The organism is Desertibaculum subflavum, assembly GCA_003576705.1.
GTDB lineage: Bacteria > Pseudomonadota > Alphaproteobacteria > Ferrovibrionales > Ferrovibrionaceae > Desertibaculum > Desertibaculum subflavum.
Window position 1 is genome coordinate 44,846 of the sequence record QOZS01000035.1, and the last position, 15,063, is coordinate 59,908.

The 15,063-nt window shown below is 69.2% G+C and carries 16 protein-coding genes; 9 read left to right on the forward strand and 7 right to left on the reverse strand.

Translation table 11 applies throughout. From position 1 onward, the window contains the following. Nucleotides 1-6 precede the first annotated feature (6 nt). Nucleotides 7-1,314 carry a peptidase C69 family protein gene (locus DT074_RS18125; RefSeq protein WP_119421272.1) on the reverse strand — a complete coding sequence of 436 codons (1,308 nt, stop codon included), beginning with the start codon at nucleotides 1,312-1,314 and terminating at the stop codon, nucleotides 7-9. Between the two features lie 136 nt (nucleotides 1,315-1,450). Between DT074_RS18125 and DT074_RS18130 the strand changes: the two genes are divergently transcribed. The 3 genes from DT074_RS18130 (at nucleotide 1,451) to DT074_RS18140 (ending at nucleotide 4,476) form a co-directional block, all read left to right on the forward strand. Next, nucleotides 1,451-2,449 (forward strand): LLM class flavin-dependent oxidoreductase, encoded by a 999-nt coding sequence (locus DT074_RS18130; protein WP_119421273.1) that lies wholly within the window; start codon nucleotides 1,451-1,453, stop codon nucleotides 2,447-2,449. Between the two features lie 73 nt (nucleotides 2,450-2,522). Then, nucleotides 2,523-3,761, forward strand: a complete 1,239-nt coding sequence (locus DT074_RS18135; protein WP_119421274.1) for an acetyl-CoA C-acetyltransferase — start codon at nucleotides 2,523-2,525, stop codon at nucleotides 3,759-3,761. 79 nt (nucleotides 3,762-3,840) lie between these two features. Continuing rightward, nucleotides 3,841-4,476 (forward strand): trimeric intracellular cation channel family protein, encoded by a 636-nt coding sequence (locus tag DT074_RS18140; protein WP_119421275.1) that lies wholly within the window; start codon nucleotides 3,841-3,843, stop codon nucleotides 4,474-4,476. Between the two features lie 16 nt (nucleotides 4,477-4,492). Here DT074_RS18140 and DT074_RS18145 read toward each other — a convergent pair whose 3' ends face one another. From DT074_RS18145 to DT074_RS18160, 4 genes are all read right to left on the reverse strand, one after another. Further along, nucleotides 4,493-4,879: a VOC family protein gene (locus DT074_RS18145; RefSeq protein WP_119421276.1), complete on the reverse strand. Its 387-nt coding sequence runs from the start codon at nucleotides 4,877-4,879 to the stop codon at nucleotides 4,493-4,495. A gap of 16 nt (nucleotides 4,880-4,895) precedes the next feature. After that, complete coding sequence (locus DT074_RS18150; protein ID WP_162914988.1) at nucleotides 4,896-5,894, reverse strand: aldo/keto reductase; 999 nt, start codon at nucleotides 5,892-5,894, stop codon at nucleotides 4,896-4,898. Between the two features lie 88 nt (nucleotides 5,895-5,982). Continuing rightward, nucleotides 5,983-7,830: a PAS domain S-box protein gene (locus DT074_RS18155; protein WP_368744755.1), complete on the reverse strand. Its 1,848-nt coding sequence runs from the start codon at nucleotides 7,828-7,830 to the stop codon at nucleotides 5,983-5,985. An 80-nt stretch (nucleotides 7,831-7,910) separates the two neighbouring features. Further along, entirely contained in the window at nucleotides 7,911-8,846 is a 936-nt protein-coding gene (locus DT074_RS18160; RefSeq protein ID WP_162914989.1) for an LLM class flavin-dependent oxidoreductase, read from the reverse strand. Nucleotides 8,847-8,908: 62 nt separating this feature from the next. Here DT074_RS18160 and DT074_RS18165 point away from each other — a divergent pair, with 62 nt between their 5' ends. Together DT074_RS18165 and DT074_RS18170 are read left to right on the forward strand one after the other, a co-directional pair. Continuing rightward, nucleotides 8,909-9,466 carry a GFA family protein gene (locus DT074_RS18165; protein ID WP_119421280.1) on the forward strand — a complete coding sequence of 186 codons (558 nt, stop codon included), beginning with the start codon at nucleotides 8,909-8,911 and terminating at the stop codon, nucleotides 9,464-9,466. 13 nt (nucleotides 9,467-9,479) lie between these two features. After that, a complete protein-coding gene (locus DT074_RS18170) occupies nucleotides 9,480-10,247 on the forward strand; it encodes an SDR family NAD(P)-dependent oxidoreductase (protein ID WP_119421281.1) in 768 nt (255 codons plus the stop codon). Between the two features lie 36 nt (nucleotides 10,248-10,283). Here the strand turns inward: DT074_RS18170 and DT074_RS18175 are convergent, their stop codons facing one another. Further along, entirely contained in the window at nucleotides 10,284-10,511 is a 228-nt protein-coding gene (locus tag DT074_RS18175; RefSeq protein WP_119421282.1) for a DUF2171 domain-containing protein, read from the reverse strand. A gap of 157 nt (nucleotides 10,512-10,668) precedes the next feature. Between DT074_RS18175 and DT074_RS18180 the strand changes: the two genes are divergently transcribed. Then, the gene (locus DT074_RS18180; RefSeq protein ID WP_162914990.1) at nucleotides 10,669-12,147 is read left to right on the forward strand and encodes a phospholipase D-like domain-containing protein; all 1,479 of its coding nucleotides are present in this window, start codon (nucleotides 10,669-10,671) and stop codon (nucleotides 12,145-12,147) included. Here DT074_RS18180 and DT074_RS18185 read toward each other — a convergent pair. Beyond that, on the reverse strand, nucleotides 12,107-13,099 hold the full coding sequence (locus DT074_RS18185; RefSeq protein ID WP_368744756.1) for a lysylphosphatidylglycerol synthase domain-containing protein: 993 nt from the start codon (nucleotides 13,097-13,099) through the stop codon (nucleotides 12,107-12,109). The genes DT074_RS18180 and DT074_RS18185 overlap by 41 nt on opposite strands. Nucleotides 13,100-13,223: 124 nt before the next feature. On the opposite strand from DT074_RS18185, the gene DT074_RS18190 reads away from it, so the two are divergent. From DT074_RS18190 to DT074_RS18200, 3 genes are all read left to right on the forward strand, one after another. Then, complete coding sequence (locus DT074_RS18190; protein WP_119421284.1) at nucleotides 13,224-13,685, forward strand: VOC family protein; 462 nt, start codon at nucleotides 13,224-13,226, stop codon at nucleotides 13,683-13,685. 87 nt (nucleotides 13,686-13,772) lie between these two features. Next, a complete protein-coding gene (locus DT074_RS18195) occupies nucleotides 13,773-14,360 on the forward strand; it encodes a PAS domain-containing protein (RefSeq protein WP_119421285.1) in 588 nt (195 codons plus the stop codon). Nucleotides 14,361-14,442: 82 nt separating this feature from the next. Continuing rightward, nucleotides 14,443-15,063 (forward strand): MFS transporter (locus DT074_RS18200; protein WP_119421286.1); only part of this gene is annotated, 621 nt, incomplete at its 3' end.

The window sequence follows — 15,063 nt, forward strand, 5'->3', positions numbered from 1 at the left end:
TTCTCGTTACGCGGCTCCCGGAGCATAGCCCGCGAGCCGGTTGAACTTCGACCAGGCGCGGCGATAGGCCATGGCCGGCTTCTCGGCGATGGGCAGTGCCGCCGTGGCCATCCGCCAGCGCGCTTCGGCGTCGTCTGCCTCTTCCCAGCAGGCGGCCACCACGTCGCGCCGCGTCGCTGCATCGGCCTCGGCGATTTTGGCGATGCGGTGCACGAACTCGGCTTCCAGCCGGTCGCGCTCGGCGGCTAAGCTCGCCGCGCGCGGCGCGTAGTCCTCCAGCACGGCGCGGTGCAGAGCCTCGTGGCGCCACCAGCGCGTCTGCGCGTCGTACTTTCCCGTGGGCTTCTTCTCCTCGACCGGCAGGCCGAGATCGACGAAGACCGGCTTGAACACCGAGAGGCAGGGCGCCGCCGAGCCGGTGACCCAATGCACCGGCCGGCGGCCGGGCTTGAGCCAGCTCGCCATGGCGCCGGTCGTCTGCCCGCCGGACGTGCCCCAGGCCGCGTGCATGCAGATGGTCTTGGTCTTCACCTGGTCGGGCTGCCAGCGCGCCTCGGCGGGGCCGTGGTCGCGCAAGGCCGCCAGGATCGCGGGCAGGTCCAGCCGTCCGCGCCGGTTGCCGAGCAGGCTCGCCGAACGCATGCAACGCTGATGCCCTTGGCTCAGCGCATCGCGCTGCGGGTTGGTGATGCTGCTGGCGACCGGCCGGTCGCCCACCTGGGCCTTCAGGTCGTCGCTGATGCGGTCGTAGCGGTGGCCGATCGAGAAGGCGTTGGAGATGCTGCGCACGCCCTGCACCCGCTCGGCCACGAAGTCACGGCCGACCGTCTCCAGCACCCAGGCGCCGCTGCGATCGGCGATCAGGTAGGAATTGTGGTAGGTGCGCCTGGTCAGATGGCCGCAATTGCCGTCCTGGCCGTGCTCGGCCAGCAGCCGCGTCATGACGTCGAGCGCCTCGTCGGCCGAGGCGGCGCGCTCGAGGCCGAGGCGCAGATAGTCCATGCCGATGATGCCGGGCTTCTGCGCCGGCAGGCGCCTGGCGAACACCGCTTCGTTGCCGATCACCACGCCGTGCTCGTTGGCGCCGATCTCGGCGCCCCAGATCCAGAACGGCTTGGACAGCAGCACGGCATGCGTCTCGGGGGCCTGCTCGATGCCGATATGGGTCAGCTTGACCTTCGCGCCCTTGGCGTGGCGCCCGCGCGGCACCGCTTCCAGGTACTGCGCCTCGTTGCGCTCGCGATCGCTGTTCTTGCCGAACAGGACAGCGCCATCGACTGTCTGGTCGCCGAGCGCGACCATGGTGTCGCACATACGCCCATTCCCCCTCTGATTCGCTGCCGAGCCTATCCGTGCTGTGCGCCTCGGCAAAGCGCCCGGGTTGCCCCGCACCGATCTGCCCCTATATCAAGGACCGCCGCCGGTTCGGCGTCTGTCCCAAGGGTCGTGCATGATTCCGTTCTCCGTGCTGGATCTCTCTCCCATTCTCCAGGGCAGCGATCCGGCGCAGTCCTTCCGCAACACGCTCGATCTCGCGCAGCACGCCGAAGCCTGGGGCTATCACCGCTATTGGCTGGCCGAGCATCACAACCTGCCCGGCGTCGCCAGCTCGGCCACCGCCGTTGTGATCGGCCATGTCGCCGGCGGTACTAAGAGCATCCGCGTCGGCTCTGGCGGCATCATGCTGCCCAATCACGCGCCGCTGATCATCGCCGAGCAGTTCGGCACGCTCGCCTCGCTCTATCCCGGCCGCATCGATCTCGGCCTCGGCCGCGCGCCCGGCACCGATCAGCGTACCGCCCATGCGCTCCGCCGCGACATCATGCAGGCGGCCGAGAACTTCCCGCAGGACGTGCTGGAGCTGCAGGCCCTGCTCGGGCCGGTGCGGCCGAACCAGGTGATCCGTGCCGTGCCCGGCGCCGACACCAACGTGCCGATCTGGATCCTCGGCTCCAGCCTGTTCGGGGCCGAGCTCGCCGCCATGCTGGGCCTGCCCTTCGCCTTCGCGTCGCATTTCGCGCCGGCAGCGCTGATGCAGGCGCTCGAGCTCTACCGTAGCCGGTTCGAGCCCTCGGCCCAGCTCGCCAAGCCCTATGCCATGGTCGGCGTCGGCATCTATGCGGCCGATACGGATGCCGAGGCGCGCCGCATCCTCACCTCGGCGCAGCAGCAATTCGTCAACCTGCGCCGCGGCATGCCGACGCCGCTCTTGCCGCCGGTCGACGACATGGAAGCGCTCTGGTCGCCGATGGAGAAGGTGGGCGTCGAGCGCGCGCTCTCCGTCGCCGCGGTCGGCGCACCGGCGACGGTGGAGCGCCGCCTCGCCCAGATCATCGCCGAGACCGGCGCCGACGAGCTGATGCTGACCGGCCAGATCTACGACCACCGGGCTCGGCTCCGCTCCTTCGAGATCGCGGCGGAAGTGCAGACCCGGCTTGCCAAGGCCTGAACCGGCGCCGACAATCCCCCGCAATGGCCGGCGCCCACAATCCGGCCTGGTCGATTCCGGAGGAGCCCAGGACATGAGTGAAGCGTACATCATCGATGCCTGCCGCACGCCGCGCGGCATCGGCAAGCTCGGCAAGGGCGCGCTGGCCGAAATCCATCCCCAGCAGCTCGGCGCCACCGTGCTGAAGGCGCTGGCCGAGAGGAACGAGATCAACACCGCCGAAGTGGACGACATCATCTGGGGCACCAGCTCCCAGGTCGGCCAGCAGGGCGGCGATCTCGGCCGCATGGCGGCGCTCGATGCCGGCTACGATATCCGCTCCAGCGGCGTTACGCTCGACCGCTTCTGCGGCTCCGGCATCACCACGGTGAATCTGGCCGCGGCGTCGATCATGTCCGGCATGGAGGATGTGGTGATCGCCGGCGGCACCGAGATGATGTCGATGACCGGCCGGCGCGCCGCCGATGCCGGCCCGCCGATGATGGACAGCGGCAATCTCCGGCTGCGCGCCAAGCACCCGCAATCGCATCAGGGCGTCTGCGCCGATGCCATCGCGACGCTCGAAGGCATTCCGCGCGCCGATCTGGACGCGCTCGCCCTGGTCAGCCAGCAGCGCGCCGCCGCCGCGATCAAGAACGGCCATTTCAAGAAGTCGCTGGTGCCGGTCTACAAGGAGGACGGCACGCTCGCGCTCGACCATGAGGAGTTTCCGCGCCCGGGCACCACGGCCGAAGCGCTGGCGGCGCTGAAGCCCTCCTTCGAGGCGATGGCGGATGTGCCGCTCGACAATCACGGCACCACCTACCGCAAGCTGATCACAGACAAGTATCCCGGCCTCGAGATCAAATTCATGCACCATGCCGGCAATTCCTCCGGCGTGGTGGATGGTGCCGCGGCGCTGCTGCTCGCCTCGCCCGCTTACGCGAAGAAGAAGGGCTGGAAGCCGCGCGCCCGCGTCGTCGCCATGGCCAATATGGGCGACAGCCCGACCCTGATGCTGAACGCGCCCGTGCCGGCGGCGAGGAAGGCGCTGGCCAAGGCCGGCCTCACTGTCGACGACATCGACCTCTGGGAGATCAACGAGGCCTTCGCCGTCGTGGCCGAAAAATTCATCCGCGACCTCAAGCTCGACCGCGACAAGGTCAACGTCAACGGCGGCGCCATGGCGCTCGGCCATCCGATCGGCGCCACCGGCTCGATCCTGATCGGCACTTTGCTCGACGAGCTGGAGCGGCGCGACCTGAAGCGCGGCCTGGTCACCATGTGCGCCGCTGGCGGCATGGCACCGGCGGTGATCATCGAGCGCATGTGATGCTCCTTCCGGTGCGGAAGGCGGGCGGGGCGGCTTCGGCCGCCCCGCCGCGTTTCGCGATGGCGCGGACCGGTTCCGCATGCTGATCGAAGGCGGGCCGGCGGTGGCCCTCGTCTGGTCGCTCGACCTGATCGGCACCTTCGTCTTCGCGATCAGCGGCGCCGCGCTCGGCATGCGCCGCGGGCTCGATCTGTTCGGCGTGCTGGTGCTCGCCTTCGTGACGGCGGTGTCGGGCGGCATCCTGCGCGACCTCCTGATCGGCGCCGTGCCGCCGGCCGCTGTCGCCACCTGGCACTATCTTGCGCTGGCGACGGTCGCGGCGCTGTTCGCCATGCGGTTCGACCGGTTGCTGCAGCGCTTGCGCCATCCGGTGCAGTTCTTCGACGCTGCCGGTCTCGGCGTCTTCGCCGTGGCGGGCACGCAGAAGGCATTGGACTTCGGCATCAACTGGCCGATGGCGGCAGCGCTCGGCGTGCTCAGCGGCATCGGCGGCGGCATGGTGCGCGACGTGCTGACGGCGGAGGTGCCGGTGGTGCTGCGGGCCGAGATCTACGCCGTCGCCGCGCTGGCCGGCACGCTGGTCGTGGTGGCCGGCGCGCAACTCGGCCTGCCGGCCACCGTCACGGCGCTGGTCGGCGCGGGGACCTGCCTGTTTCTCCGCCTGATGGCGCTCTATCGCGGCTGGAAGCTGCCGGTATTCCGGCCGGGCAAATGACCCGGCCCGGCCCGGTTCAGACCTGGAAGATCTGGATCAGGTTGCCGCAGGTATCCTCGAACACGGCGGTGGTCGGGCCGCCTTCCAGTTTCTCCGGCGCGGCGCGGAACACCACGCCCTCGCGGCTCAGCCGCTGGTATTCGCTCTCGATGTGATCGACCTGGAAGGCGGTGATCGGCACGCCCGCATCGTAGAGCGCCTTCTGATAGGTGCGGGCGAAGTCGAAGCCGATCGGCTCCAGCAGCAGCTCGACGCCGTCGATGTCGTCGGGCGCCACCACGGTCAGCCAGCGCGCGCCGCCCATCGGCACGTCCTGCTTCTTCCGGAAGCCGAGTATGCCGGTATAGAAGGCGAGCGCCTTCGCCTGGTCGTCCACCATCACGCTGGACAGCTTGATCCGCATGGCGTCCGCCTCCCTGTCATCGCGGTGGCGCGGCGAGGCCCTGCTGCAGGCGGGCGACCAGATCGAGCGCCGCCGGCGGCAGCGGACCTTTCCGCACCGCGTCCAGCGAGGCCTGGAACTGCTCGAAGCTCGCCATGCCGACCAGGATCGTGCCCATGGCGGGATGCGAGAAGGCGAAGCGGGTCGCGGCCTCCGCCAGGCTGCCAGCGAAGCCCTCGGCGATCAGGGGCCGGAAGGCTTCGGCCCGTACGAGGTCCCCGTCATAGCTCGGCGCCGAGCCGATCGGCTCCGGCGGCGGGCTGGCGATCGGATGGCGTTCGGCAATGCCCGAGAGCGCGCCGCCCGCCATGACGCGGATGCCGACCACGCCGGTCCCGGCGGCGCTCGTCCGCTCGAACAGCCGCCCGTAATCCTGCCCCGGATAGCCGGCCGGCAGCGCGCGGGCGGCGGAAGGATTGAGCAGATTGTAGACGACCTGCGCGGCGCCGAAGCCGCCCCGGTGGATCGCCGCGTGCAGCGCCGGCGTCTCGCCGACCGCGCTCAGCCCCGCCACGCCGATCTTGCCTTCCGCCTTTAGGCGAGCGAGCGCCGGGGCGACCTGGTCGAGCACTTCTGCCGGGGTCAGGGTCTCGCCGCTGCCGGCCATCGTGATCGGGTTGTGCAGGTAGAGGATGTCGACCCGCTCCATCTGCAGCCGCTTCAGGCTGCCTTCCAGCGAGGCGCGGATCGCCGCCTCGATGCGCCCGCGCTCGCCGACGGCGAGCCGGACCTTGGTGCCGACCAGCGCGCCCTTCGGCTTCAATGCCTTGAATGCACGGCCCAGATTGGTTTCCGATGCGCCGTTGCCATAGAGGACCGCGGTGTCGAAGTAGTTGATGCCGGCATCGAGCGCGGTGCCGAGCGCCTGCTCCTGCTCGGCGGCGCTGCCGCGCACCATCAGCCCGCCGACCGCGCCGCAGCCGAAGCCGAGCACGGAAACCTTCAGGCCGGTGCGGCCGAAATCGCGCATCTGCATTGCCATTCCTCCCAGTCTTCTCCCAGGCCCAAGCACTCGGCGCGACAGTGTCGATGCTGCAAGGCGGCCGGACAAGGGGCCGGCGGCGTCAGATGCTATGACCTTTCGGCCTCAGGCTGACCACGCGATTGTCGGGTGCGAGCAGCCGGCCGACGACCTCGATCGCTTCGCGCGGCACGAAGGGCTTGCGGATCAGTGGCGCATGGCGGTGCGCCGCCGGCAGGGCCTGCCGACCATAGCCGGTCAGGAAGGCAAAAGGGATGGCGCGCGCGGCGAGCGCCTCGGCCACTTCGTCGACCGGCTGGCCGGCCAGGTTGGCATCCAGCAAGGCGGCATCGATGGACGTGGCGTGGATTTCCGCCTTCGCCTGTTCCAGAGTCGAGGCCGGACCGACCACGACGCAGCCCGCCTCTTCCAGGGTCGCCGCGATGTCGAGTGCGATCAGCGCTTCGTCCTCCACCACCAGGACGCGCCGTCCCTGCAGCGACGGGACCGCTGCGGCTTGCGGCGGCAATGCACCGTCGCGAGCCGGCACCGCAAAGACGCCGCCGGCACCGGGATCGGTCAGCGGCAGCGCGATGTCGCAGGCGACGCCTTCGGCGCGGTAGTGCAGGGTCGCGCCGCCGCCATGCGCGCTCAGGCTCTTTTCGATCAGCGTGGTGCCGAAGCCATGGCTGGAAGGCACCGAAACCGGCGGACCGCCGCTTTCCTGCCAATGCAGCCTCAGCTCCTTGCCGCCCCCAGATCCCGTCGTGCGCACGTCCCAGTGCAGCGCGACGCGGCCATCCGGGCGGGACAGCGCCCCGTGCTTGCGGGCATTGGTGCCGAGCTCGTGCAGGACCAGCGCCAGGTGCAGTGCTGCCTGCGGCTCCAGCAAGACCTGCGGCCCGCCGAAGGCGATGCGGCCGCTCTCGGGTCCGCCCAGCACCAGCTGATCGCGCGCCAGCGAACCCAGATCGGCGCCGTTCCACGCGCTCTGGGTCAACAGGTCATGGGTGCGGGCCAGCGATTGCAGGCGGCCGCTGAAGCTGGCAACGAAATCGCCCGGCGTGGCGGCGCGGCGCACCGTCTGGCTCGCCATCGACTGCACGGTGGCGAGCGTGTTCTTCACCCGATGGTTCAGCTCGCTTATCAGCAGCTGCTGCAGCTCCTCGGCGCGCTTCCGCTCGGTGACGTCGCGGGCCACCTTGGAAGCGCCGATCACCTGGCCGTTTGCTCCGAGGATCGGCGAGACGGTGAGCGAAATTGCCAGGCGCCGGCCACTCTTCGCCACCCGAACCGTCTCGAAATGCTCGATGCGCTCGCCCCGGCGCAGCCGGGTCAGAATGTCCGCCTCTTCGGCATGCAGCTCCGGGGGAATGATCTTGATGATCGGCTGCCCGATCATATCCGCCGCCGTATAGCCGAAGATGCGCTCCGCGCCGGCATTCCACGACTTGATGATCCCATCCAGCGTCTTGCTGACGATGGCGTCGTCCGATGACGCGACGATCGCGGCCAGATGCCCCTCGGTCTGGGGCTCGGCCAGTTCGGAAATGTCCTGGAAGCAGTTGACCGCGCCGATCACGCGGCCCGCCTCGTCGAACAGCGGCTCGACATTGGCCAGGACGGTGATCCGGCTGCCGTCAGGTCGCTCGAAGATCGCCTTGACGTCCTTTGCCTGTCGGCCAGTCGCCAATGCGGTTGCCATTGGGGATTGGTCGGCGGGCAGGATGCGGCCGTCCGGACGGTACAAGCAGTGCGAACCGCAGAAGTGGTTTTCGGCGTCCCCAAGATTGGGCGCACGGCCCCACAGCTCCGCGGCGCGGCGGTTGAACTGACGGATGATGCCCTCGCGATCGCAGCAATAGATGCCGATCGGCAGAGCGTCGAGGAACGCTTCCGATCCGAGGCGCTGTCGCAGCGCCTCGGAGATCTCCGCGGCCTCGGAATTCATCTGGGGCATGGTGTGGACCAAACGCGGGCTGGAGAGCCATAACGCGCCGGCAGGCGATTGGTTCCCGGCCCGGCCGGCATCTACCAGCCAAGTTCCCGCTTCAGGGCCGAAACCGTATCCAGCTGGCGCTCATGGTCGCCGGCGAAACGCAGCACGAGATGGCCGGCCCCGGCATCCGCATAACCCTTGAGCCAGGCCCCGGCTCCCCTGGCCGGGCCGGCATAGCACATCTGCCGCTTCTTCATCGCCGCCGCCGGCTGGCCGTAATAGCGCTCGAGATAGGTGTCCAGGCGCGCCCCGGCGCGGGCCGCGTCGTCGTCGACCGCAAGGGTCAGGTACATCGCACCGGTCAGCGCCGAAGGATCGCGCCCGGCGGCGCGTGCAGCGGCCTTCACCTCCGCAAACTGCGGGCCGTACTCGGCCGCGGTCGGCGCGTTCGGGAACCAGCCGTCATAGAGCTTGCCGGCCCGCTCGCGCGCCGGCGCGACCGAGCCGCCGATCCAGATCGGCGGTCCGCCCGGCCGCTGTGGTGTCGGCCCGAGCGTGCCGCCCTTCACCTGCCAGCGCCCGTCCCATTCGACCGGCTCGCCGCGCCAGAGCGCGCGGGCCAGGGCCAGGCCTTCGTTCATGCGGCCGACCCGCTGCTCGAACGGCACGCCGGCCGCCTGGAACTCGGCGCGGATATTCGGCACGTCGGTGGCGATGCCGACGCCGAGGATCAGACGGCCCTCGGCGATGCGGTCCAAAGTCGCCACCTGATGCGCCAGCACCACCGGGTTGCGCAGTGCCGGCAGCAGCACGGCGGTGCCGAGCTCGGCCCGCTTCGTGCGGGCGGCGATGGCAGCGAGCAGGGTGAGCGGATCGTGCCGCGGCCGCGCCAGCAGCGAATCGCCGATCCAGAGTGAGGCGAAGCCCAGGCCTTCCGCGCGTTCGGCGAGCGCGAAGAGCGGCGCGGTTTCGTGCTGCCCTTCCATCACCCGCTCGCGTGTCGGCAGCAGGTATCCGAGCTTCGGCATGGCCGTTCCCTCTCCCTTCGGTCCGGGCGCTATCATAGACGTCTGACAGCGAGAGGTTCGACATGCGCAAGGCGACAGGTCTGCCAGACGATTTCCCGGCCGACCTGCTGACCGGCCCGCCGAAGGGCTTGCGGAAGGCGGCGGTGCGGAAGGCCCCGGCGAAGGAGGCGGAGGGGCGCTGCGCCTGCGGTGCGGTCAAGCTTGCGATCGGCGTGCCGGCGCGCTGGGCCTGGCACGACCACTCGGCCGCCAGCCGGCGTGCCCATGCTTCCGCCTACGCGACCTATGTCGGCAGCTGGCGGAGCCGCTTCCGCATCGTCGAGGGCGAACGGCACGTCACGCGCTACGAGGAACCGGAGACGGCCGCGGTGCGCAGCTTCTGCGCCCGCTGTGGCACGCCGCTCGCCTATGAGCGCGCGCATGCGCCGCAGATGGTGAACGTGCCGCGCGCGCTGTTCGCCGGCCGCACCGGGCGCGAGCCGCTCTACCATCTCGGCCTGGAGGACCAGGTGGAGTGGATCTATCGCGGTGAGGCGCTGGTGCCGCTCAAGGGCTTTCCCGGCGTGATGTGGGAGCGCCCGCGCCGCCGCAAGCGCCGCGACGCCGAGGGAATCTTCTGAGGGAGGAAATTCGATGCCGGATTTTGCGATCTACCCCAGCCTGAAGGGCCGCTCGGTCTTCGTCTCCGGCGGCGGCAGCGGCATCGGCGCCGCGATCGTCAAGCATTTCGCCGCGCAGGGCGCGCGTGTCGCCTTCGCCGATATCGACGAGGGCGCCTCGCTGGCGCTGGTCCAGAAGATCGCCGCCGCCGGCCACGCGAAGCCGCTGTTCAAGCTCTGCGATCTCCGCGAGATCGGCGCCTATCAGACGGCGCTCGCCGAGGTGGCCGCGGCGCACGGCCCGATCACCGTCCTGGTCAACAACGCCGCGCACGACGACCGCCACAAGCTGGAGGACGTGACGCCAGCCTACTGGGACGAGCGCATCGCGGTGAACCTGCGGCATGCCTATTTCGCCATCCAGGCGGTGGCGCCGGGCATGAAGCGGACCGGCGGCGGCTCGATCGTGAACTTCTCCTCGGTCAGCTACCACGTGATGACGCCGAACCTCTCCGTCTACCAAGCGGCCAAGGCGGCGACGATCGGCATGACGCGCGGCCTCGCCCGCGATCTCGGGCCGGACGGGATCCGCCTCAACGCGATCACGCCGGGCTGGATCATGACCCAGCGCCAGATCGACCTCTGGCTGACGCCCGAAAGCGAGAAGGCGCTGATGCAGGCGCAATGCCTGAAGGAGAAGCTCTACCCGCCCGACATCGCCCGCATGGCGCTGTGGCTGGCAAGCGACGACAGTCGCCTCGTCACCGCGCAGAATTTCGTCGTCGATGGCGGGCGGATGTGAACGGGGCCCGCTCCTGGGCCCCGTTCACGGTTCCGGTCAGTGCCAGGATTTCCGGGCCTGCTCGCAGGTCTGGTTCAGCACCACCTTGTCGCCCTCGACGCGGTCGCACGAGGCGAGGTCGATGTAGTGATGCTGGCCGTCCGGCGCGTCGTTCTTGGTCAGCTTGAGCCGGTTGCCCTCGACATGGTCGACGGTGCCGACGCGCTGGCGGTCGGAACCCAGCACTTCCATATGTTCGCGGATGTTGTTCGCTTGCACGCTCATGGTTGCCTCCTTCCGTTGAGACGACCCGGAAAACCGAGGTCGATACAGGTTCGTTCCGCGACGGAGTCCATTTGAACCAATTCGCCGCAGAAACGTTCGCCCTATGCAAAGCGTCGCGCCGGATGGGGAGTGAGGTCGGTCTCTAGGAGCGTATGAAGTGGACCCCGATGCCTCTACGGCCTGGTTCGGACCGCTGGATCGGCGTGATTGCCGCCACGCGGCGCAAGCTGGTTCTGGCGGCGAGCGGGTGCGGACCGGGGGGTGGATTCTGTCTCCAGGCAATAACTGCTGGCGCACCGCCGAAGCGCGAGAAGCGGCGGTCCTGATCGACGGCGAAGCCTATTTCGCCAATCTGGCTGCCGCACTGCAGAAGGCAGAGCGCTCGATACTTATCCTCGGCTGGGATTTCGATCATCGGATCCAACTTGAGCCCGAGAAGGGGCCGACGCTTGGCGAATTCCTTCGGTCACTCGTCGAGGCCAAGCCCGATCTGCGCATCCGCGTGCTGATCTGGAGCTTGGCGCCGGTCCATGGGCCGGGTTCGATGACCGCATTGCTGTTCGGCGCTCGTTGGCACCGGCATCCTCGAATCGAGGTCAGGCTGGATCACGCCCATGCCTTCTATGCCTGCCACCACCAGAAGATCGTCTGCATCGACGATTGCCTCGCCTTTTGCGGCGGCATCGACCTGACGGTCGGTCGATGGGATCGCCGTCGGCATGCGCTGCCAGGCCGGCGTCGCCTTTGGCCCGGCGGCGGACACTACCCGCCGGTGCATGACGTGCAGATCGGGGTCACAGGGGATGCGGCCGCAGAGCTTTCGCATCTGGCGCGGGAGCGTTGGCGCCGCGCGAGGGGCGAATTGCTCGATCCCTGCCCCTCGCCGGTTCCGCCACCATCGCTGGGCGTGCAGCCGGATTTCACCGATGTTCGGGTGGCGATCGCACGCTGCGGATCGGAAGCGACCGGCAAGGCATGCGACGAGATTGCGGCCCTCACCCTCGACAGCATCGGAGCCGCCAAGCGCTGGATTTATATCGAGACGCAGTACCTCACCTCGCGGCTTGTGGGCGACGCACTGAAGCGAAGTCTGGCGGAACCCTCGGGGCCGGAGATCGTCATCGTGACGACGAAACGCTCCTGGGGCCTGGTGGAGCACTTCGTGATGAGCAACAACCGTGACCGCCTGATTCGCCTGCTACGCCGCGCGGATCGGCATGGACGACTGCGCTGCTGCTACCCCGTAGTGCCCGGCCCGAAGAAGCCGCATCCGATGAAAGTGCATTCCAAGCTGATGGTGGTCGACGACCGCCTGCTGCGCGTCGGCTCCGCCAACCTGAACAACCGGTCGATGCAGGTCGATACCGAATGCGACCTTGCGATCGAGAGCGGCAGCCCGGCGGAGCAGGCGCGGATCGCTGGCATCCGCAACAGCCTCCTGGCCGAGCATCTCAGTGCCACGCCGGAGGGGGTGGCGGCTGTCCTGGCGCAGACAGGGTCGCTGTTCGCGGTCATCGATCGACTGAACCACGGCCCGCGCCATCTCCATCCCTTCGACCATGTCGGCGAACGCGGTCCGACAAAGCCGATCCCGCTCACCTGGTTGCTCGACCCGCCTCGGAGCATTGGTGCTTGACGAGGTTGCGCCGACGGATCAGAAGCTCCGAAAGTACGAAGGCGGCGCCGCCCATGCAGAGCGGGATCAGGTAGTAGATGACGCGGAACGCGACCAGCGCGCCGATCACGTCGCCCCGCAGCACCAGCGACACGACGCCTTCGATCACGCCGAGACCGCCGGGCACGTGGCTGACCAGGCCTGCGGTGTTCGCGGTGACGTAGGCCGCGGCCACCGCGAGATAGGGCAGGTCCTGCAGCGCCGCCAATGTCTGATGCAGGCAGGCGGCGACGCAGGCGAAGTTCGCCGTGCCGATGGCGACCTGCGCCAGCGCCAGCCGCAGCTCCGGCACGCGGAGCTCGTGGCCGCGTATCGCCACCGGCTGCCGCAAGGTCGCGGCGAGCAGAAGGTAGCCGCCGGTCAGGGCGAGCAGGCCTGTCCCCATCGCGCCCAGGGCCGAAGGCGAAAGCCCGGTCAGCTTTGCGCCGACTTCAGGCCGCAGCAGCAGGCCGATGCCGCCGAGCGACATCAGCCCGACCGCCACGGTCAGCCCGCAGAATACGATCACCTGCGCCACCTCGCCGGCGCCGAGGCCCCAGCGGGAATAGAACCGGTAGCGCAGCGCGCCGCTGCTCAGCGCGGCAAAGCCGAGATTGTGCCCGATGGAGAGGCTGGTGAAGGACGCGAGCGCGGCGCGCGGCCAGTCGAGGGGGCGTCGTACATGGCGCAATGCCATCCAGTCGAAACCGGTGAGCAGAAGGTAGCTCGCGCCCGCGAAACCGAGCGCCGCGGTGAGCCGGCCGAAGGGGATTTGCCCGACCGAGCGGACGATCTCATTGAAGTTGTATTGCGACAGCGTGCGATGGAGCAGGAAGGCGGCGAGGGCGGCGATCGCTGCGGCGGCGATCCATTTGAGTGCGCGTGTCACTCGCGGCGCCGCGGCTTTCCTGATCGTCGCCTGGATGGTGGTCACCTCGCCACACTTCGCTGCCCGGATATCAGTTTCGCAATGCCTCAGCCGTCGGCAGGGTTCCCGTCTCTCGCGCGAGCAGCGCAGCTTGCGCTAACGTGCCGCGACGGGTCAGGAGGGGAATCGAATGCAGATCAACGGCGTCGCCCACACCTTCATCACCGTGGGCAATTTCCAGACCGCGCGGGCCTTCTATGCGCAGCTGCTGCCGTTTCTCGGGCTGACCGTCGTCGCCGACACGGCGAACACCTTCTATGCGATCGGCGGGCGCACCGGCTTCGGCATCCACGCGCCGCCGCCGGAGCATGCGGGCAAGCGGTTCCAGCAGGGCGCGGTCGGCCTGCACCACCATTGCTTCCGTGCCCGCGAGCGCGCCGATATCGACGAGGCGCATGAATTCCTGAAGAAGATCGGCGCCACCATCGTGCGCGCGCCCCGCGAGGATCCCTGGGCGCCGGGCTATTACTCGGTCCTGTTCGAGGATCCGGACGGGACGCGGCTCGAGATCAACCACATCCCGGGCAAGGGCCTGCTGGCGCCGGACACGAAGATCGGCGGCGGCTACCAGGATGGGACGCAGAACCTCTGAGCTTGCGCAGAGGCATTTGCCGCAAGCTCCGCGCAAATTGTAGCTATTCGCAAGATTTTCTTTGCATCTGGCTGCCAAGGTGGCGGCATGTACGACGTCGTGCCCGGCAACCCGCATCTCGACCTGTACCGCCACTGGGAGGCGGCACGGCGCGGCCGGGCCATGCCCGCGGCCGACGATTTCACCGCCGCCTTGCTGCCGCCCGCGTTGCAGCGCCATCTCGCGGTGGTGGAGGTGGGGGAGAACGGCTTCCGCTGCCGCCATGCCGGCACCCAGCTTGCCGCCGATCACGGCCACGGCCTCGCCGGCGCCTGGCTCGGCACGCATCACCGGGCTTTACGCGAGCGCGACGGCCTGCCGGCGCTGCTGCGCGCCGCGATGCGGACGCGCAATCCGGTCTTCGCCATCGGCCGCGGCCGCACGCTCGCCGGCGCCCTGCAATCGGTCGCCTGCCTGCTGCTGCCGCTCGGCCGCGAAACGGGCGTCGACAGCATCGTGATCTGCCGGCTCGGCGAGGATCTGCCGGCGGCGGGCGAGGCGCCGGCGCATGCGGCGTTCGACTTCGCGCTCGGCCGCGCCTTCGGCGTCACCTCGCTGCCGCATCTGGAAGATCTCTGCCGCATCTGGCCGGCCGGTCCGGCCGAGCTGCCGGCCGTCGCCAGCGCCGCCGACTGAACCTGTTCGGGCTCGCTTGACAGCCTTCGCCGCGCGCTCTACTTAACCGATCAGTTAAGTGAAGGCGGGCGAGGGAGCGGAGATGGAACGTCACTACGGCTGGGTCGTGGTCGCCGCGGGCGCGCTGATGACCTGCGTGGGCTTCGGCTCGATGTTCTCGCTCGCGGTGTTCCTCTCGCCGATGGTGGCGGAAACGGGGTGGAGCCGCACCGGCATCTCCGCCGCCATGACGCTCGACTTCATCTCGCTCGGCCTCGCCAGCTTCTTCTGGGGCGCGGCGACCGACCGCTTCGGCGCCCGCCCCGTGGTGCTGGCCGGCGCGCTGCTGCTCGGGTTCTCGCTCATGCTGGCGAGCCAAGCGACCAGGCTGCTCGAATTCCAGCTCGTCTACGGAATCCTGGTCGGCATCGCCGCCGGCAGCTTCATCGCCCCGATGATCGCGACCGTGACCGGCTGGTTCGAGCGGAACCGCGCGCTCGCCGTCTCGCTGGTCTCGGCCGGGCTCGGCGTGGCGCCGATGACCGTCTCGCCCTTCGCCAGCTGGCTGATCGAGGCGACCGACTGGCGCACCGCGCAGCTCACCATCGGCATCGTCGCGCTGGTCCTGCTGGTGCCGGCGGCGCTCCTGGTCCGCCGGCCGCCCGCGCTCGACGCGGTGCCGCAGCCCGGCGCCGCGCTGGCCGCGCCCGCGATGACCGCGCGC